Source organism: Legionella cincinnatiensis (genome assembly GCF_900452415.1).
GTDB lineage: Bacteria > Pseudomonadota > Gammaproteobacteria > Legionellales > Legionellaceae > Legionella > Legionella cincinnatiensis.
Map to the genome: position 1 here is coordinate 1695027 of NZ_UGNX01000001.1, position 19211 is coordinate 1714237.

Here is a 19211-nt window from a genome sequence, read left to right on the forward strand (position 1 = left end):
ATAAGAGATGAAAGTGCCTCCGTATTGCTTTCCTTGAGCTAAACTATTTAATACGGGTTCAATAGGATTGCAAGTATGAAATTCGTTGGTGTTCTTTTTTTGGGGCTAATCTCTGTTAATGTTTGGTCATCTGATTCCGCTTGTAGTGTTCAGGGTGCTTTTCGAAATACTAATGGGTGTATGCCTGTGGTATTTGTTATTCGTCATGCGGAGGATACGTCATCGGGAGAACATGCATTGACTGCTGAAGGAAAAAAACACGCAGAGCTCTATGTTATGTTATTTAAAAATTACATATGGGGTGATACTCATAGTGTAGGTAAAGACAAAAGTCAGGCTTGTGTGTGTCCTATCGGTAAAATTATAAGTATTAGTAATAAAGGAGGAGATGTTTCACCGCGAAATCCTAATCCTAATCCAAGTCCAAATCCCTATAGTACCGTAGAAAATCTGAGTCAAAGTCTCGGTATTCCAATTATTACTGATAATGGGGAAAGTCAATATTGGAGTAGTTTTCAATGGACTGCGGATGCCAAGAAAAAACTGTTTGATTATAGTGGAAATTCAGCTCAATATTCTGTCGTTATTGCATGGGATAAACAAGGTTTGAACCCTACAGAAGAGGACTATAAAAAATTAATGAGTTGGCTTAAGCCACCGGAGTCAAAAGTTCCATTTAAAGATTTTACACCTCTACTTAAGTATTTGCCTAATACACTTCCAAGTACAGGTTCGATTGCATTAGAACCTTTGAGAACAAACCTATGGGTATATTCTGATCAAAATGAAGAAGGTAAGTTTATGAATCTTCGCTTTTATCAACAAATATTTTATGCAAAAGATTGTAAAAAAGATCAGTCATTCGTTCCTACTATAAACTCAGAATGCATTATTCCTCAGCAACGCAGTTATTAGAGAGATCTATACTCTATTTGTCATTTTTATGTAATTTTTTTATAAAAAAAGATCTAATTGTTCTTTATGTGATATAGTGTTTCATTTGTTTTGGATGCCTGTTTTATGAAACATTTAAAGTGGTACTTTTGGCAATTTGTTATTTCTATTGTGTTGTCAAGTATATTGATTGCGACAAAAGTTAATGCAACGGTGGTGCGTATTCTGCAAGCGAACTTATTTTCCTGGTCTACTATGGATAAAAAAAAGAATCCTCCACCAATTGTTCGGATGACCTCGTACATTAATGAACATAATTTTGATTTTATTACCACTCAAGAAAATGATTACTTATTGACGGACAGTGTTTATAAGCTTGACCAAAAATATAAAATAGCCGGAATAAGAGAAGATGCTTCTATTTTTTATGATAGTTCTCGTTGGGCTAGGGTAGAAAATAGCCAAAAAACAATACCAATGACTGCTGATGGAGGAGGTAGAAGACTTGCAGTATTTTCTCAATTCAAAAATTTAAAAAGTGGTGAGATTGTTGCGCTTGGGACTACACATCTTTGTGTGGCATGGGGTGGGCATGCAGATTGTATTGGAGGACAAGTGGCTGCTCATAATAATGATGCACGAGCAATAAGCGAGTTTATTGAAGAGTACTCTGCTCACGTAAAAATTCCAGTGTTTGTTACTGGTGATTTTAATAATCTTCAAGATAATTTAAATCAAGCTCAAATCATAGAGTCCACTTTTGTTAATTATGGTTTGTCTGCTGTGAAATCTCATGGAAATTTTATAGGTCCAACCTTTGGAAATGCTGTAATTGATTTTGTTTATTTTCGCCAAGCAACATTGAAAAATGCATCACTTTATACACAAACACAAGGAAATCCTTCCGATCATTCAGCGATTGATACTACATTTCAGATTGGGCTATGAAATAGCAAGTGTAGCCTGGTTGCTTGCAACCAGGATTTATCCGAAGTGGCAACGATTATCAAGCTTTTGTAATAGCTATAAAGAGGCTATTTTATGTTGCAAGTCCACAAGGAAGAGCAAAAACCTCATGGTCAATTACAGACGCGACAAAACTCGGGGTGGTACGTATTTTTTTACACTGGCATTAAAGGATCGAACATCAAAAGTACTTACAAATAATATAGCATCGCTACGCCGTTCATTTCGACGAGCAAGACGGAATAATTTCTTTATCATTAAGGCGATTGTTGTATTACCTGAGCATATGCACCTCCTGATGGAACTTCCAGAAGAAGATGCAGACTATTCGACTCGATTACGGCAAATAAAAACCTATTTTTTACACGAGCTCTTATCTGCTGGAGCGCCCTTATTAAAAAATCAAAAAAATGAATACAATTTGTGGCAGCGTCGATTTTGGGAACATCGTATACGCAATGAATCTGATTTTTGTGCTCATGTGAATTATATTCATTTTAATCCAGTGAAACATGGATGGGTAAAAGAAGTTATTGATTGGCCTTACTCAAGTTTTCATAAATATGTTCGTGAAGGTATGTTACCGAAAAGTTGGAGTGGGAAGTTAATGGATGATTTTAATTTTGGTGAGTAAACAGCAAGTGTAGCCTGGTTGCTTGCAACCAGGATGTATCTGAAGTGGCAAAGATCATCAAGCTTTTGCAATAGATATTAAAGATGCTTTGCTTAATCCGGGCCACAGAGGAATAGGAATCAATTCCTTAAGCTGACGCTATTACCTAAATAGATACTAAAATGATGTTTAAGTCTGTCACTAAGGAATGGTGAGTGACCATTTAAAAAAATGAGGCGCTATTTCTTAGCAGCGACCATAAATATTCTTTGGAAAGGCAGCAAGACCTTATTATTTTTTTGCAAACGATATTCTTTTGAAATTTCCTGAATGTATTTTTTACTAAATAATTGGCCATCCTTTTCATTCATACTTGCCAATATGGGTCTTAATCCAGTGCCTTTAACCCAATCAAATATCGCTTGAAAATGTTCCATTTCCTGGTAATAAATTGTTTCCCATAAGTGTAATGGGTAAGATGATGAGGTGCTTAATAAATCGTAATAGAATGGCAAATGATAAAGAGGTTTGCTTAATTCACCATGAATCAATTGCTTTAAAAAAAGTCTCCATTCAGGATGTGTTTGTAATAACTTAATAATGACTTGATGAGTCGGTAAATGAAAATTATTCGGCATTTGTATGGCTAATATACCACCAGAATTAAGTAGTTCTAATAATTTGGGAAATAAAGAACGATGATCGGATAACCATTGCAATGAGGCATTTGCAAAAATACAATCGATTTTTTCTGGAGGGGAAAAGTGTGCAATATCACCTTGTATGAACGTAATGTTAGGGTAAGTCGATTGGGCTTTATTCAACATATCTGCAGAAGAGTCTAGTCCTACTATTTTGGCAGAAGGCCAGCGTTGCTTTAATAAGATGCTGCTATTTCCTGGTCCACAGCCCAAATCATAAGCAGTCTTAGGGTGAAATGAAGAAGGAATTACATTGAGTAAATCGTGAGCTGGACGTGTTCTTAATTCTAAAAATTGACTGTATATTTTTGCATTCCAAATATCTTCCATTTTTTTCGCTCCTAAACTATTTAGACGAAAAAGGAGAAAGCCTCATCTTACAATTTGAAAAGATAAAGGCTGTTTTTCCGATTATGAGGAAATATCCTTTTGAGCCTTTTCTACAGCTAAATAGACACAAACAATGGTTATTATCGCCATCAGGATGAGATAAACGGAAACTGGCCAAGTTTTTCCGTTTGTCGAATGGACTATTTCAGTCGCAATCAATGGAGTTAAGCCACCTGAGAGCGCTGCGGATAAATGATAAGCAATTGCCGTTCCGCTATAGCGAATACGTGTTTTAAAAAGCTCGGAATAAAATGCACCTTGAGCTCCATGCATTGCTGCATGAGCAAAGCACATGCCAAATATTACAGCAAAAAAAATTAAGGAAGGGTTTTTAGTTTGCAATAACCAGAAAAATGGAAAAGCAAACAATCCCATCAATACAGCACCTGAAATATACACCGGGCGACGCCCAATCCGATCAGATAGTCTCCCAAAAAAAGGAATGCAAAATGTTTCTAAAATAGCGCCCGTCATTACTGCATAGAGTAAAAGTGTTTTTGATAATTGCAGTTGGATTGTTCCATAGCTTAATATAAAGACTGTTAGTACATAAAAAGAAGAACTTTCTATAAAGCGTGCCCCTATTGCCAAAATAAAATTTTTAAAATGAGAGCGAAGCATTTCTAAAGCTGGAACTTTGGGAGGGCGTTTGTGTTTCATGGCTTTCACAAAAACCTGACTGTCCATGACTTTCAAGCGAAGATAAAAACCAATAAACACTACAAAACAACTCAATAAAAAAGGAATACGCCAGCCCCAAGATAAAAATTGTTCTTTGGGTAGAGAAGAAAAAATAAGTAATATTATGATAGAAAGTACTAAACCAAATGGGGCTCCAGAATTTGGCCAACTTGCATAAAAACCTCTTTCTTTTTCTCGACTTACTTCAGCAGACATCACCACGGCTCCAGCCCATTCACCTCCGACTGCAATTCCCTGAATACAGCGTAAAATGACAAGACAAATAGGTGCAAAGATACCAATTGTATTATAAGTAGGAAGTAAGCCAATCAAAAACGTAGAGCCACCCATTAAAGACAGTGTCGTAATCAGCATCTTTTTGCGACCTAATTTATCACCATAGTGACCAAAAATAATACCGCCCAGGGGTCTGGCAAAAAAACCAACAGCATACGTGGCATATGCGGCCATGACTCCTGCTATAGGACTAAATTTAGGGAAAAAAAGAACATTGAAAAATAAAGCAGAAGCAGTGCCAAATAAATAAAAATCATACCATTCAATTGTTGTGCCAATAAAACTTGCAATAGAAACTTTTCTAGATGCTTTCGATTTAGGATCTTGTCGTATGAGGGTCATAATAAACTTAAGTATTAACAATAGGTATTTATTTATCCTATATGAATTTTTTTGAAAATGCGAATTATTACTCCTAAGTCAATGATATAAATGATGATTTAGGGCAGTGTGTTTAATTGGCAACGTTTTTTCAGGAAGAATGAACTTTTGATTCATGAGGTACAAGAAAGGAGTGCAATTTATTTTCAAAATTTGGACATATTCTTAAAAAATAACTAGAATTTTTATAACACGCTCATGTTTTTAATTATATTGAGTGAGTAGTAAGAGATAGGGAAATCATATGAACTATTTGAATATTATTTTAAAAACATTAGATAAGTTTGCACAAAATTTTGTCGCGCTTATTCCCAATATCATTATTGGCGTTTTTTTTGCTGCTATCACTTATTTTATCGCGAAAATAATAGGAAAAATTGTAAGCTCATTCTTACCTAAAATGGCAGTTCGGGCAAATTTAGTAATAATTTCTCATAAATTAACCGTGATATTGGTTTGGTTTATTGGAATGTTAATTATTTCAGCCATAATTTTTCCATCAGTGACAACTGCAAATATTTTAACTACTTTGGGATTAACGTCAGTTGCTGTTGGTCTCGCATTCAAAAATATTTTTGAAAATTTTTTTACTGGTATTTTACTTTTACTTAGAGAGCCTTTTAGCATTGGAGACTTCATTGAAGTAGATTCTCAACAAGGTTATGTTCATCGTATTTCGATACAAAATACTCATCTACGTAAAACAGATGGAACACGTGCCTTTATTCCCAATATGAGAATGTTTACGAGCACTGTGAAGGTTCTGACTGATACAAGACTCAGAAGGAAAAAAATCATTTGTAGTGTGGATTTTGATACTGATTTGGAAAAGGCACGCACAACCATTAAAAATGCCGTCACACAATGCGAGAGTGTTTCCAAAGAAAAGTACATTCAGATTTATGTTGTATCTTTTTCATCTAATGGTATTGATTTTGCAATCTATTGGTGGACAAAACCCGAACCTAGCCACCTGCGTTATTCTCTTGATGAAGTTCTTACGAGTATCAAAAAAGCTCTTGATAAAGAAAAAATTTCTATGACTTATTCAACATCAGTGAGCTTTATTGAATCGTTAACAGTACATCAAAAGACTCCAAATTCTAAATCAAAAGATGAAGGACAAAACTCAAGTAAATAGCATTGTAGGTATGTCCTGTTTTGAACAGCTATGGCTGGGTTAATTTTTTAAACAGTCAACAATTTTACCTTCTTTGCTCCAAGAGCCTCCTTGACATTGCATTCCAGAATCAATGTTTACATTTTTAAAAATTACGGAGCTGCATTGGTTATATTTGCCGCAGAATATTCGCGCTTCTTTCTTAGAGTTGATACTATAAATATTTTGATAGGTTATATTTTTGATAATCACATAGGATTTACTGCCTGTTTCACTGTATTCCATGTCATATAAAATTGGATATTTGACATTCTCCATGGTGATATCACTGTAGGTAATGTTCGTTACTCGTCCTTTTTTAGTGTCAGAGCAGTCTTTCTTATCACATCGCGTTTTTATACGCAGTCCATTTGAGGCGTTATGAAAACTGGTATCGTTAATCATGATATCCGATACCGTGTTTTTGACCCCGCTGCCGATAGAAACTCCGTGCCCATAAAATAAATCGACATGGCTGATTTTAATGTCTTTGGCGGGTTCATTAATGGCATTAATTGCGATACCGTCATCACCGTTTTTTATGATAATATTATTTATCCGCATTTTAGTGATTGAACCTACATTAATGCCGTCAGTATTAGGCGAATCTTCTGGGGCATCGATACGCAAATCATGAACAGCGACGTTTTTACCACCTCGGATCATAAGGTGAAAACGCGGTGAATTTTTTAGTTGTAAATGATCGATAGTTAGATTTTCAACATGATTAACGTGAAGCAAAAAAGGCCTTTTTTTGGAGGTTTTGTATTCCCACCAACTTTCTCCATTGCCGTCAATCACACTACTCTCTGGATTATCACCACTTAACCTAAAGTGATTCACATGAATAAGATTGATTAAACCACGTTCTTTTTCCCAGCTTTTATCCTTGCGGCTCACAGCAACAAGAGTGACACCTGAATCTAAATGAAGGGTGATGTTGTGATGTTTTTTTATCGTAATTGGTTTTAAAAGGTATTCTCCTGATTGGATGATTAATGACAAATTATCCTGATATTTCTCCAGAGTTTTTTCAAGTTGTTGGCTCAGGTTATTACCTGAGCCAAAAAAAACACATTCGGTGTTGTCAGTTTTACTGGCGGGTACATTACAACTGACTTTTACTCCCTCAGCTTGAGCGGAACAGATGAAAGTAGTCAGAAGGCCAATCATCCATACTGGTTTTAGCTTGTTCATAGTGTCCCCATTGCATATTTGATTTGGGCAGAGTGTATCATTAAGGTTTAACTCTATAGTTAGGTGCGCGTATTTTTTGCATTATCTTAACTTAACGTGAGTTAAGGATAAGAAATAAATAATTTATTGAAAATAATGAATACAAAGAAGGTTCTTGGTAAATTTCGACTTTTTTCACCCTAGCGAGGTAAGAAAGGCGTCAAAAGGTTACTAGCACCTGTGGTGAAGTTTTCTGTAATATTGATGATTTTTGCAATAATTATTCGCAAAAAGAAAAACAAAAATATCTTCTCAGTCCGATCAAATTCATTTGCCATATGGAGCATTCTCGGTATCGTAGTCCTCTTAATTTTTTAGTTAATCTTGTTGGGGGGCTTGCGGCTTACTCTATTAAACCGCGTAAACCCTCCATTAAAACAACTAAACTACCTCGATCTTTAAATAATGCGCTTATCCATAATTGACGTTAACTTAAGGTGGGTTATGGATAAGGATGTTATTAGAACCAGAATCTATCTGACTTCGTTCGGGCTGAGGAGATGCTTACGCATCGTCTCGAAGCCTTAGCACAGAACTTGAAAATTCGTGCCAAGGCTTCGAGACGGCGCTGGTGCGCCTCCTCAGCCTGAACGGTTCGAAGTAATAACCCGATCTCTTATTCATAATGGACGTTAACTTAATGACCGTAAAGGCTGCTCATTAAAAAAATATCGGTTTTTTGTGGTCGTGGTGATAATGTAGGTCAGGGGTATGTGCTCGCTGAACAAGCCCATCAACGTGGACTTGTGGTGACTGTTTGGCAAGTAAGGCATAGCTTGACTCCCACCAAGCCCGAAAAAATGCATGATGAAGTTTGGGAGGTTATGGGATCCTGTATTCAGCGAGGTGTATCTTTACTTCCCTACAGTAATGAGGTTAATCTCGATGAGCCCGAACTTATTGTAGATGTGATTTTTGGCATTGGTTTACGAGGACGAGTCTCATTTGAGATCGAGATGCTTATTCAACGATTAAAAGATCCTAACGTTAGCGATTGAAGTTCCTACTGGAATAGATTCTAATTCTGGAATTATTGCAGGAGTCGCACTTCCTGCGGCAGCTACCCTTACTTTTTTAGGAATGAAATCAGGCTATTGATTGGAGAAGGCACTAAATACAGTGGTGCAATTTTTTTCAATGATTTGCAAGTTCCAGTAGATGTGTTTCAGTATGTGGACACTGTAGCAGAAATTTGTATGTATCATGCTTTTCAAAACACATATGGTTTAAAAAAAACTTAAACTTTTATTAATGAGATTCTTGAATGACAAAATAGTTTTTTGCTTTTTTATATCATCCAAGAATCTAATTATAGTGCTAGGTAATTGTCCAAACTTATTACTCGCAAGGAAAAAATGTTTTCTATTTAGATAGAAAATGCTCGCTGATGATCTGCTCTACGATCGACCGCTCTTTCAATCATCTCAAGCATCATCATACTAGCAATTAAATTATCAATAATTCGTTCCATCTGTGGCGCATAATGGCTGTGTACAAATACATGAGAAGGTTGTTGCTTGTGCTCCCTAGTAAAGTAGGTGTGATGTTCTGCCCCAAAAGATTTAGTTTTTAAATTTTCAGCATTAATCTTTGCTAATAAAATTTCCAAAGGCGATGGAGTAACATAATAAAATACAGATTGATTTCTATAAAATTTAGGCTGTTTGAATTGGGCTGCATCCTCATGAGAATTAAAGAAATAGTAGAAGGCTGGTTGGGGTTTAAAAAAGAAGTGTTTGCTGTATTGAGGTTTTGGGCGTGGCATTGTTTTAAATGAATTTGATTCACCGGGTTCATTAGTTTTCGATTTTGGCTGTGGACGAAAATTTTGCTTATCAGCATGTGGTTCAGCTTGATACTGAGGTTTAGGGCGATATTGAGGCTGAGTATTAAATTCTGGTTGAATTTCCTTACCTTGATCATTAACCAAACCTTGATCATATTTTTTACGCTTTTCTGCATCACCTAAGATCTCATAAGCTGCTGCCATTTCTTTAAATTTTTCTACAGCAACAGGATTATTAGGGTTTCTATCTGGATGGTATTGTAATGCTAATTTTCGATAAGCTTTACGAACTTTTACCTCATCTGCCTGCTCATCGATGCCTAAAATCTGATAAAGTTTTTTCGCCATAACTTGCTCCAATAGTGCATTAGGCATGGAGTATAATATACCTCTCCTTAACTCATGCTTAAGGACACACAGCTTTCTTAAATAAATCATAAAATCAGTTAGTTCTCTTATGTTTCTATGAAACCTAAAAAGTGTATACCTCCAACATAATTCGAATTACTCCATTAATCCTACCCTAATTTTTTTGTATTTAAATAAAGGGTATGAGGTTTTGATTTTAGGAGTAGAAAATGGACGAACTAAAAAAAGAAATATTACAAAACTTAATTGTTTCTGTAGAAATTCTTATCAAAGAAGAAATAAAACGCCATCCGACTCTCAAAGCACCTGCTTCTTCTGCCTCTAAGATTCTTAATCTGATTAATGAATTTAAAGCCTTAAGTGCAGAAGACCAAGATAATATCGAAAAACTTAATCACGTAGTCGCAAAAATAGAGAGATTAGCCGTTACTTCCCAACATAATCGAGATAATCCATTGGCTCGATTTTTGATGGCTGACTCTTCAGGAGTGTATGATGATATTGTGAATAGCATTGCTGTTATCAAAAATAAATTGCTGCAAGATTCGGTATCTTCTCCAGAAGTACAACAAAATGACGATGATTGGATAGAGCCTTCTTCAGAAGATAAATCCGAAACCTCTAATGAGAGTCAGAGTGAAAACATTATTGAACCTAGAGCTTTGCCTATATCCTCATCTTTACCTTCTTCGCGACCTCTTCCGGAGTTAAAAGAGGTACAAGAAGAACAAAAATTATCATTTTCGGCTAAAGCTTATGATGATGATGTCTGGGAAAGACCTATTCGAAGACGTAAGGCTAGAAGTCCTCTCGAGAGTAAAAAACAGGATACCAGTGAATCTAGTGATGTATCGATATCCTCTTCTGTATCTTCTTCGCAACCATCCCCAGAGTTAAAAGAAGCATCATCGTCCTCCAAAGTGCAAGATGATGAAGTTTGGAAAAAAACTCCTCCAAAAAGCACAATTGGAGACCCTATAAAAAGTAAAACCTCCGAAATTCAGTCCAGTGGTTCACCTATAGTTTCATCTTCTTCACAACCGGATCCAGAGTTAAGAAGACCACGGTTGCAACGTGCAGATCGAGCTATATTTAGACAGTCAGTAATAAGACCTCTGAGGAGTCTCAACACAGAAGATCAAGATAAAGCTGTCGAAAAAAAAGAGGCCCCACAAGCCTCCTCTCCCAGTTTTGCTTTTATTTCTGAAGCGACAAATCAGCAAATTATTAAAGTAATAAATACAAATTATGCACCAAATCTTAAGGGTAATTTTGAATCTATTTCATCTCAAAGCAGCCAAGAAATGCTACACAGTTTGGAGCAAAATTTAAGAATTTGTGAGCGCCTAAAACATCCTTATCCTACTTGGGTTTATACAAGAATTGAGCCTGAACACCCAGGAGAGAAGGCCATTATAAAAATTAAACACGATCCAACAACCTCAATCACCGCTGAAGAATTAGATACAAAGATTAAGTATTCTATAATTACCAGAAAATTAAGTATCATAGGAGGAGTATTAACTCTTCTTGACTCACCGGATTATTTAACATCTAACCCTGAACAAAAACAAGCGATAAGAAATGAACTTGCTAGGCTAAGCAATGAAATCATTGCCTCCAGAAACAATGCGGTGACGCCTGATCCCAAAGAAGAGCTGGATCGTTTTGTGGTCAGTTTAGCAACATCGCTTAAAACAATGACTCATCCAGTACCCAATAATATAATCCGTGATATTCGTGAAGCAGAGCGTTATTTTGTTGCCGAACATAACAAAAATCAGGTTTTAATCGTAGAAACCCCTAGAGAAAATGAAACAATCCTACAAATAGATATTGGACTTAATCATCAACTCACTTCGGAACAAAAACAAGAATATTTGGCCATTCATAATAACGAAGACAAGCAACCTAAGTGGTTTCAGGCGTTGAGTGCAGCCGAACAATCTTGGTATTTGGAAAAAATTCCACATCCTAATAATCCTGAAGCAGTAAAAGAAGAGAAATGGAATAATTTCCAACTTCTTTTCAAATCATCGGCTATGCCGCATGCCCCAGGTTTTCCTAACGCCCGAATCAATTATTTAATGTTAAAACGAAATGAAGACCTTGAAATTGTTAGCGCGAGTGTGAAATCTGCTACTCCTGTAAGTTATGAAATGCCTTCTGAGGAACAGGAAAAACACTCTAAAGATAACGCACAACAACTTGTAAATATTACCCAACATTTGGCCTCCATCAATCATGAAAATTTATGGGGGAATTTCTTTCGTGAGAATAAACCTAAAATACCGATTTTAATCCAATCGTTATTAAGCGAAAAAGTAGAAAAGATGGGGTTCGAAGTAGCAAAAGCTGATAACCGACTAATTCAAGGCCAGGTAAAGGCCATGAAAGATCTGGATGCAGAAGGATTTCACCTCATGTATCACAATGATGGGACTAATGCTTTTTCACGTGGAAATAAAATCAGTATGCGTGATGATTCTGAGTTTGAAGAATTAGTCAATATTGCTGAAGAATTCCTTGCTGCGGTTTATCACGAACTTGATCAAAGAATTAATGCAAAATCAGCTCATGCTAATTCTGCTTTGGAAATTGAAGGCGGATATTTATTTTGTGTTGAAAAAGGAAAAGCAGCTGAACAACAGAGCCGTCTTAATAAATTTATAGAAAGATTAGAAGCAAATCCACATATAACATCGGAGCAGAAGGCAAGTATCATCATCATGATTCGAGTTTTGGATGAGTATTATCGTGATCCTCAAGAAGACCCAAAATTATCACGCAATAAGGCAGAATATATTATTGCTTTAAAAAAGCTATTAGTTGAAGCAATGGGAGGAGCTGCTAGTAATAATTGTAAAAGTGGAAAAGATCGAACCGGACAAAGTGAAGTCTATCAACATGCTCTTACTTTATTTACCATGCTCCATTCAGAATCTGATGCACTCTTGCGTTATGATGAGAAAGGCGATCGCCGAAATGCATTTTGCCAACTTGCAGCGATGCTTAATGCATCACAAAAGATCCAAGAAGCAGCTGCTTTTAATACACCAGGTTGTGTAGGGACTAAATCAAATGGAATCTCTAAAATTATTGATGATGGTATTCGCCAAGAGGGCCAGTTTAAAGATCTTCATTCAAAAGGTTGTAAATTAGCGAGCATGAATAAGCCTAAAGAGTTTATTAAGGATGAAAGTAGCAAAGCAATGGAAGCGCAAAAAATGACGACTAAGACAACAAATGCGAAAAATAGATTAAATGAGATAAAAGGTTTAGCAAATAAAAAGGCTCAAAATAATGGGTACGAAGATATCAATCATGAAAGTAGAAGAGATATGTCAATGAGTAGATAACGTATTTGATTAAAAACATTATTGGGATCAGATATGTGAACATATACTCGAAAATCCCCCGAAATAGGGGACAGTTCTGAAAATAAGTTTTATCGTTTGCCTAAGGATAGGTGCGAGTTGCCTTTGGTGGCGTGTCGATTAAATCAAGAAGCTCAAGAAGTAATTGATTGGCTTTTTGAGTGTGGTTGAGCAATACCCATTTTTTCTCAGCTAAGTTGGGCTCAGTGCGATAATAAATTGAGAAAAAACCATTACCTATGTTTTCTTGTTTGATACGTAAAAGAGCGTGTTTTTGAATCAGTGGATGATCAATGTTTGCCTTATTTTGGCAGAAATCGCGAAACGAAAGAGACATTTTATCTTGATAATGTTCTAAGTACTCATCTTGTATTGTTTCGAAAAGGGTGGAATGTCCGCTATCAAGTTTTGAATCTTCACGTAGTATGCGTACTATTCTTGAAAGCATGTCGTTATATTGTGTAGGGCTCGCTTTTTTCAGAGCGGATTTTCCTTCCTGAAAATCTGTTTCACTCAAATCGAGAGAGTCCATTAAGAAATGAATGCATTGCATTGCTTCGTTATAATGAATAGTTGTGCCATAACTTGCACAAGCAAGTTGGAATGCGAATGGAGTGGGTCTTGCTCCCAAATGATAAAGACGTAACGCTAAATCTTCATGACCTAAACGCAACAAAAATTCAGCAGGAAGCATCGCTTCATAGGCAAAATTATCTTCATTATTAATAATGGAAAAGCGCTCATCGTGAGTTATGCTAGTCTCAATATAACCAATAAAATCATATAATAATTCAATAAGAGTAGGGTCATCTAAGCTCGATACAATTAAACTTTTGAGTGGATTATTGCCGCTTTTGGGATGGATCAAATTCAGATAAGGGGATTGATCAATAGCCGCAAAATTAACTCGCTTTGCTATCAACTCTCGAAACAAAGAGGCCATTTGCGCAGAAGAGAAATTTAATTCATTGGTAGCAATAATATTTGCTAAAGTTGTACTCGATTGGTTCTCTTGGGTTATCTGCTCAGGATAGCCATAAACTCTCTTTGTGGCGGTAGCAGTCCAGTGAGGGGGCGTATGCCCTTCTTTTTCAATAGTAGTATGGCTATTAACCATAATTTGTTGATTTAAATATTCAGCATCATGACTTTGAATGAAAGACATTAGTAGATTGTATTTGGTTTCTTTATCAAGCGGAGCATTTAATAGATCCTGTAATTTGCCATCCTTAACGATTAATGGTTGTTTGCTTAACGCTTGAGAGGAACCAGGATTAGCATGATGATAAAAAAAATGTGGGGTTTTTTCTGCCATTTTATCGCGCATAATTACGAACCTATTCAGAAAGTTTAAATTTGATTGCTAATATAACAAAAATGCTGAATCATGCTTCATTGTGTAACCACTATCTGAGATCTATCAGTAGCTTATTTTATCCATGATGACTTTATATTGATTACATTGTGCCTATAAGTCAAGTGAAAAATGGATCTACTTTGTGAAAAAAAGAACATCTCTGGTGTACTTAGGCCTTATCAAAATGAACATGTTTAATCCGCAAGCAATCTCAGCCTACGGATTGTTGAATTGAAAGGGTTTCAGTTTTTTTATGATGGAATGTTTCTATAAAGATTAAGACCTATCGCAGTTATTGGATTTTGGTTTAGCCTTGGTAACTTGGTGTTGTAGGTGAAGCTACCCGAGCATAGTGATCGTAATGACCATTCATTTCTGTTATAGGTTTATAGGCCTCCTCAGTTTGATATTTCGTTAATACAGAATGTAAAATTTGATTAAAGTCATCACTTGAGGTTAGATTCATTTCTTCTTTTAAATCGTTTAAGAAATCTCCTAAGCAATCTTCCCCAAATATTTTTTCTATTTTAGATAATGCTTCAAGCACATCTTTTTTTGACAATTCAAAACGTGAGTCTATTTCAGGACTAAAAATTTTAGAAATATCTGTAGGTATATTCTCTATAGATAAAGACTTAGCTTGAGCATAGTATAGGGATGCTCCTATATTGTAGCTTACAATATCAAAAGCGGCTTGCTGCAATGTGCCCATGAGTTGAGTCACTTGCCAATCGTCTTCTATTTCTTTATTTATTTCACCAGCTCTTTTAAGTTGCATATAACCAGCCCCTAACCTGATTAAAGGCTGATAGCGAGATAAGCTTGTAGTCGCATCCATGATTGCTTTTGTGTAATGATTTTCTTCATTAGATCCATAGGCGTTAGCTAAAGGTTCTATCATATTCAAAAAATACTGTGCATCAATATTATTAGTGCGAGCATAGTAATCTAGGCTGTTGGCTAAATTGGATCCACAGCTAAGTTCATTTCGTATGATTTGTTCGGCGGTAATCGGTAATTTCACTCGGGTAGCTTTCTCTTTTTTAAAAAATTGGTTTCTTATCCCCTTGGAGGTTGGAGTTTCGCCCCTCTTTTTTTGAGATAGCGTTTGCTTTTTAACGCCCATGATATCAAAATTGTGTGTTCCCTCCGCATACTTAGTGATACCCCATACATAGGTCCTGAGTGCAAACATTGAAAAATACTTACCATGCAGTGTATCATTTTTTAATTCACTGGCAGGAGAGTAATGATATTTTATAAACTCATCCCTTTCTTGTTTGGCCATGAGCTTACATCCTTTAGGACTATCAATCTCTTCAGTTCTAGCAAATAATGTTAAATCAGTAGGTATTGGCATTTATAATCCTCCTTCTGTAATTGTAGATCTAAAAATAAAGAATTGCAGGATAAAAATTATTACAGTGAAGTATTCAAGATTTAAACTTTGTAGCTTGTTGGTGCCCAAAGTATATAAAAGGCATCTGTTGATTTGACAAAATTTAAGCATTGTCTATAGTTTAGTTAAACACTTATTTAACTGTTAAACTAATTATGCTTACTCAAGACCAAATTATTACTTTAAGTGACACACTGCATTTAATGGGTGAAGCCAATCGTTTAAAACTTCTTATAACTTGCCTGCAAGGTCCAAAATCAGTTTCGGAATTAGCGGAGCAATTACATCTTTCAGTTCCTTTAACCAGTCATCACTTAAGTCTTTTGCGCTCTGCACGCCTCCTTGTTGCTAGACGTGAAGGTAAACATATTTATTACAGTATTTTTGATACGCATGTTCGCTGTATTTTGGAAGACATGCTGAAACATTTTACTGAAGAAACGGAGAATTAACATGAGCTTTATTAAGCGTATTTTTGGTAATTACCTCAATAGCCATCAAGGCGGATATCGTAACTCTCATCATGGTGGATACTCCAAACCGCGCCATGGGCAAAAGAATTATTATAATGATTCTTCGTTTAGCAATGAGCCTCAAGGTGTTCGCTGTTCGAAATGCCAAACCTATAATGCCCCAGATGCTCGTTTTTGCGGCCAATGTGGTCAAGGAATACAAAATATCATATGTGCTTGTGGCGCATTAATTGTGGTAGGTGCTAAATTTTGTGGCCAATGTGGGCAGTCAACAGGATAATGCCATTAACTGCAACAGTCTTCGCTGTGACTGGACTTGATTCTCCAGCAGAAGAAAGAACAGCCTCCACAGAAAAATCATCCTGAGAGTGGGTATACTGGTGGCTTTGGTGGTGATGAGAGACACATGCATCAAAGTTAATCATCAAAGAACGTAAAATTATTTAATAGGCATAACGAACTATCTATCTGGATATATTATTGACAATAAAATTTGAAATATGATTATAATGATGGGACGGATGTAATTTTTATCACAAGGAAGGTGTTCAATGAAAAAGATATTTCAATGGTTGGCTGTAGTGCTCGATGACATTGTTGGTGTTGGTGAGGAGAAACCTAACAAACGTTATATGAGTGTTTATGAGGCTCAGAAAAAATTTGATGCTGGCTTGATCAGCATGCATGAATACAATGAAGTATTGAAACGCACAAGAATGTGATTTAGATCCAAAACAATAAAATTTGTGAGTTTGTATTTCCAAAGCGCAGAAAAACTTGTTTTTCTGCCTCTGATTTCGGGATAATTACCCCTGTTTCCCACGACAAATTCTCATGTTTGCCCCATTACTGAAATGATGGCTGGATAGTAAAAAGTAATTCTAAGATGAAGTAGAAAACAGAGATGAATCCTCTAAAAATACCCATGGTTGATTGATTTTTGTGCAAAAATGGCGTATCATTATGAACTTACTTCAAATTAAGGCTTTTAAATCCGATGAGAATTGCAGCTTAAATATGCCCTGATTAGACAAGGGCAATTATCCTACCTTTAATTAATACTTAAGCGCGTAATTTCATGCACAAACCTATCCGGTTTAAAGAATTCAGTCTTTTCTTTCCTCATAAGCAATGCTTTTTCTGATTTTAGTGCAGAAGCTCTATTTTTAAAAGATTACTTAGGAGCAAAGATTGCAATTCTTCATGGAGGACGACTTTTAAAATTCATTGAAAATCAATACGTTTACTTAATTCATCAAGGAGCAATCGGATGGATGCCATCATTCGAGGAGATAAAATGAAAACAGCTTTATCATTAAATCATTTTATTTTACAAGCAATCAGGCCTTACAAACACTACATTTTTATGTTTGGTTTTATTGCACTTTATTGGGCAATCAATAATGCTCTAGCACCTTACATACTTAAAATTATCATTGATACGGTAGTAGCTCATGAGGGAAATAGGCAGGAAGTATGGCGTGCGGTACGGCCCTATGTCTTGTTTTATATCGCATTATGGATAGGAATTGCTTTCGATATGCGTCTATTGGATTGGGTCAAGTTGCGGGTATTTCCAAGCATACGCCAAGATCTGATGAATAAAATGTTTGATTATTTAACAGAGCATTCCTATCGTTATTTTCAAAACAATTTTGCTGGTAGTTTATCCAATAAAATTGGAGACATGCATTCTGGGGTTATCACTATATTAACAACTCTTGATGACGCTTTTGCTCAATTTTTGGGGTTAATAGTTGCTATTGGGATGATGTTGCTAGTCCATCCTCTATTTGCAGTTATTTTATTGGGCTGGGCAGTTTCTTTTTTATGTATTTCCTATTGTTTTTTCCATCCTATACAAAATTTATCACACATTTTTTCTACGACACGTACCAAAGTATTTGGTCGCTGGGTGGATAGTATTAGTAATATTACTAATATCCGATTATTTTCTAGAAATATTTATGAAAGCCAACGTATCAGAGAGTCAGTGGCAGAAGCTGTCAGTCAAGACAGAGCTATGGAGTGGATGATTATCAAGATGCGAATTTTCTGGGATATCAGCATTATTGTACTTATTGGTGTGAATATTTTGCTCTTGGTTAATATGTACCAAAGCAATCAAGTTTCTGTTGGAGACTTCAGTTTTATTATTTCCCTTTCCATCAGTATTTTTTACAACCTTTGGTATTTGGCAAGTCAATTTGTAACATTTGCAGAGGAAGCCGGAAAATGCAAACAAGCTTTAAGTATCATGGAGATGCCTCATGAAATCGTAGATAAAAAAGAGGCAAAACCATTGATGGTCAAAGAGGGACAAATTGAGTTTCATGATGTGACTTTTCATTATCAAGAAGGGGCTCATCTTTTTAAAAATAAAAATATTGTAATTCCTGCACGACAAAAAGTAGGTTTAGTGGGGTTCTCCGGAAGTGGGAAGAGTACCTTTGTGAATCTTATTTTACGTCTCTTTGATGTGGAGTCCGGTGAAATTCGCATTGATGGACAAAATATTGCTGAAGTAACTCAAAACTCTTTGCGCGAACAGATTACTATGATTCCTCAGGATACCACCTTATTTCATCGTAGTTTGCTCGAAAACATTCGTTACGGTTGTGTGACAGCATCTGATGAAGAAGTTATAGCAGCATCCAAAATGGCACATTGTCATGAATTTGTGAGTCAATTAAAAGAGGGGTATGAATCCTTGGTTGGAGAGCGGGGTATTAAATTATCTGGTGGCCAGCGTCAACGAATAGCCATTGCTCGTGCAATGTTAAAAAATTCACCTATCCTCATTTTAGATGAAGCAACTTCAGCATTAGATTCTGTTACTGAAAAGTACATCCAAGAGGGATTACATACTTTGATGCAAAATAAAACAAGCATCGTTATTGCCCATCGGTTATCAACTTTGTCGCAAATGGATCGTATTTTGGTTTTTAATGCAGGCAGTATTATTGAAGAGGGTACTCATGAGGAGCTCATACAAGCCAATGGTCATTATGCTCACCTGTGGCAAATGCAAGCAGGTGGATTTTTACCAGATCAAGAAAACAATGACTCTTGAATGTGGCATCAATTTTCTAAAAAGGTAACTTATTCATGTAATACGTGCTTTATAAAGCA

15 protein-coding genes and 1 pseudogene are annotated in these 19211 nt (G+C 36.0%); 10 read left to right on the forward strand and 6 right to left on the reverse strand.

Annotation, left to right across the window (positions count from 1 at the left end; all coding sequences use genetic code 11):
• The first annotated feature begins 75 nt into the window (after positions 1-75).
• The 3 genes from DYH34_RS07530 to DYH34_RS07540 all read left to right on the forward strand — a co-directional run bounded on the left by DYH34_RS07530 (position 76) and on the right by DYH34_RS07540 (position 2494).
• A complete protein-coding gene (locus DYH34_RS07530) occupies positions 76-915 on the forward strand; it encodes a hypothetical protein (RefSeq protein ID WP_058463349.1) in 840 nt (279 codons plus the stop codon).
• Positions 916-1020: 105 nt separating this feature from the next.
• Complete coding sequence (locus tag DYH34_RS07535; RefSeq protein ID WP_058463348.1) at positions 1021-1842, forward strand: exonuclease/endonuclease/phosphatase family protein; 822 nt, start codon at positions 1021-1023, stop codon at positions 1840-1842.
• Positions 1843-1969: 127 nt separating this feature from the next.
• The gene (locus DYH34_RS07540) at positions 1970-2494 is read left to right on the forward strand and encodes an REP-associated tyrosine transposase (RefSeq protein ID WP_058463347.1); all 525 of its coding nucleotides are present in this window, start codon (positions 1970-1972) and stop codon (positions 2492-2494) included.
• Positions 2495-2712: 218 nt separating this feature from the next.
• On the opposite strand, the gene DYH34_RS07545 is transcribed toward DYH34_RS07540, so the two are convergent.
• Together DYH34_RS07545 and DYH34_RS07550 are read right to left on the reverse strand one after the other, a co-directional pair.
• Entirely contained in the window at positions 2713-3504 is a 792-nt protein-coding gene (locus DYH34_RS07545; protein WP_058463346.1) for a methyltransferase domain-containing protein, read from the reverse strand.
• Positions 3505-3585: 81 nt separating this feature from the next.
• Positions 3586-4884 (reverse strand): MFS transporter, encoded by a 1299-nt coding sequence (locus DYH34_RS07550; RefSeq protein ID WP_058463345.1) that lies wholly within the window; start codon positions 4882-4884, stop codon positions 3586-3588.
• 283 nt (positions 4885-5167) lie between these two features.
• Between DYH34_RS07550 and DYH34_RS07555 the strand changes: the two genes are divergently transcribed.
• Positions 5168-6064, forward strand: a complete 897-nt coding sequence (locus DYH34_RS07555; RefSeq protein WP_058463344.1) for a mechanosensitive ion channel family protein — start codon at positions 5168-5170, stop codon at positions 6062-6064.
• 39 nt (positions 6065-6103) lie between these two features.
• Here DYH34_RS07555 and DYH34_RS07560 read toward each other — a convergent pair whose 3' ends face one another.
• Complete coding sequence (locus DYH34_RS07560) at positions 6104-7279, reverse strand: glycoside hydrolase family 28 protein (RefSeq protein WP_058463343.1); 1176 nt, start codon at positions 7277-7279, stop codon at positions 6104-6106.
• Between the two features lie 752 nt (positions 7280-8031).
• On the opposite strand from DYH34_RS07560, the pseudogene DYH34_RS07565 reads away from it, so the two are divergent.
• Positions 8032-8416, forward strand: a pseudogene (locus tag DYH34_RS07565) (NAD(P)H-hydrate epimerase).
• Between the two features lie 268 nt (positions 8417-8684).
• On the opposite strand, the gene DYH34_RS07575 reads toward DYH34_RS07565, so the two are convergent.
• Entirely contained in the window at positions 8685-9452 is a 768-nt protein-coding gene (locus DYH34_RS07575) for a DnaJ domain-containing protein (RefSeq protein ID WP_058463355.1), read from the reverse strand.
• A 230-nt stretch (positions 9453-9682) separates the two neighbouring features.
• Here DYH34_RS07575 and DYH34_RS07580 point away from each other — a divergent pair, with 230 nt between their 5' ends.
• Entirely contained in the window at positions 9683-12832 is a 3150-nt protein-coding gene (locus DYH34_RS07580) for a hypothetical protein (protein ID WP_058463341.1), read from the forward strand.
• Positions 12833-12932: 100 nt separating this feature from the next.
• Here the strand turns inward: DYH34_RS07580 and DYH34_RS07585 are convergent, their stop codons facing one another.
• Positions 12933-14177 (reverse strand): hypothetical protein, encoded by a 1245-nt coding sequence (locus DYH34_RS07585; protein WP_058463340.1) that lies wholly within the window; start codon positions 14175-14177, stop codon positions 12933-12935.
• 337 nt (positions 14178-14514) lie between these two features.
• Entirely contained in the window at positions 14515-15495 is a 981-nt protein-coding gene (locus DYH34_RS07590; protein ID WP_238589407.1) for a hypothetical protein, read from the reverse strand.
• A 266-nt stretch (positions 15496-15761) separates the two neighbouring features.
• On the opposite strand from DYH34_RS07590, the gene DYH34_RS07595 reads away from it, so the two are divergent.
• From DYH34_RS07595 to DYH34_RS07605, 4 genes are all read left to right on the forward strand, one after another.
• Entirely contained in the window at positions 15762-16058 is a 297-nt protein-coding gene (locus DYH34_RS07595) for an ArsR/SmtB family transcription factor (RefSeq protein WP_058463338.1), read from the forward strand.
• A gap of 1 nt (position 16059) precedes the next feature.
• Positions 16060-16359, forward strand: a complete 300-nt coding sequence (locus tag DYH34_RS07600; protein WP_058463337.1) for a zinc ribbon domain-containing protein — start codon at positions 16060-16062, stop codon at positions 16357-16359.
• A 271-nt stretch (positions 16360-16630) separates the two neighbouring features.
• Entirely contained in the window at positions 16631-16801 is a 171-nt protein-coding gene (locus DYH34_RS18015) for a hypothetical protein (protein ID WP_165481786.1), read from the forward strand.
• 548 nt (positions 16802-17349) lie between these two features.
• Entirely contained in the window at positions 17350-19152 is a 1803-nt protein-coding gene (locus tag DYH34_RS07605; protein WP_238589406.1) for an ABC transporter ATP-binding protein, read from the forward strand.
• Positions 19153-19211: the final 59 nt, after the last annotated feature.

What these genes read in the sequence shown, in the direction of transcription:
- DYH34_RS07550 (WP_058463345.1), bottom strand. Translation starts at nt 4,884, where the DNA reads ATGACCCTCATACGACAAGATCCTAAATCGAAAGCATCTAGAAAAGTT.
- DYH34_RS07560 (WP_058463343.1), bottom strand. Translation starts at nt 7,279, where the DNA reads ATGAACAAGCTAAAACCAGTATGGATGATTGGCCTTCTGACTACTTTC.
- DYH34_RS07530 (WP_058463349.1), top strand. Translation starts at nt 76, where the DNA reads ATGAAATTCGTTGGTGTTCTTTTTTTGGGGCTAATCTCTGTTAATGTT.
- DYH34_RS07545 (WP_058463346.1), bottom strand. Translation starts at nt 3,504, where the DNA reads ATGGAAGATATTTGGAATGCAAAAATATACAGTCAATTTTTAGAATTA.
- DYH34_RS07555 (WP_058463344.1), top strand. Translation starts at nt 5,168, where the DNA reads ATGAACTATTTGAATATTATTTTAAAAACATTAGATAAGTTTGCACAA.
- DYH34_RS18015 (WP_165481786.1), top strand. Translation starts at nt 16,631, where the DNA reads ATGAAAAAGATATTTCAATGGTTGGCTGTAGTGCTCGATGACATTGTT.
- DYH34_RS07590 (WP_238589407.1), bottom strand. Translation starts at nt 15,495, where the DNA reads ATGGCCAAACAAGAAAGGGATGAGTTTATAAAATATCATTACTCTCCT.
- DYH34_RS07575 (WP_058463355.1), bottom strand. Translation starts at nt 9,452, where the DNA reads ATGGCGAAAAAACTTTATCAGATTTTAGGCATCGATGAGCAGGCAGAT.
- DYH34_RS07580 (WP_058463341.1), top strand. Translation starts at nt 9,683, where the DNA reads ATGGACGAACTAAAAAAAGAAATATTACAAAACTTAATTGTTTCTGTA.
- DYH34_RS07585 (WP_058463340.1), bottom strand. Translation starts at nt 14,177, where the DNA reads ATGCGCGATAAAATGGCAGAAAAAACCCCACATTTTTTTTATCATCAT.
- DYH34_RS07595 (WP_058463338.1), top strand. Translation starts at nt 15,762, where the DNA reads ATGCTTACTCAAGACCAAATTATTACTTTAAGTGACACACTGCATTTA.
- DYH34_RS07600 (WP_058463337.1), top strand. Translation starts at nt 16,060, where the DNA reads ATGAGCTTTATTAAGCGTATTTTTGGTAATTACCTCAATAGCCATCAA.
- DYH34_RS07605 (WP_238589406.1), top strand. Translation starts at nt 17,350, where the DNA reads ATGGATGCCATCATTCGAGGAGATAAAATGAAAACAGCTTTATCATTA.
- DYH34_RS07535 (WP_058463348.1), top strand. Translation starts at nt 1,021, where the DNA reads ATGAAACATTTAAAGTGGTACTTTTGGCAATTTGTTATTTCTATTGTG.
- DYH34_RS07540 (WP_058463347.1), top strand. Translation starts at nt 1,970, where the DNA reads ATGGTCAATTACAGACGCGACAAAACTCGGGGTGGTACGTATTTTTTT.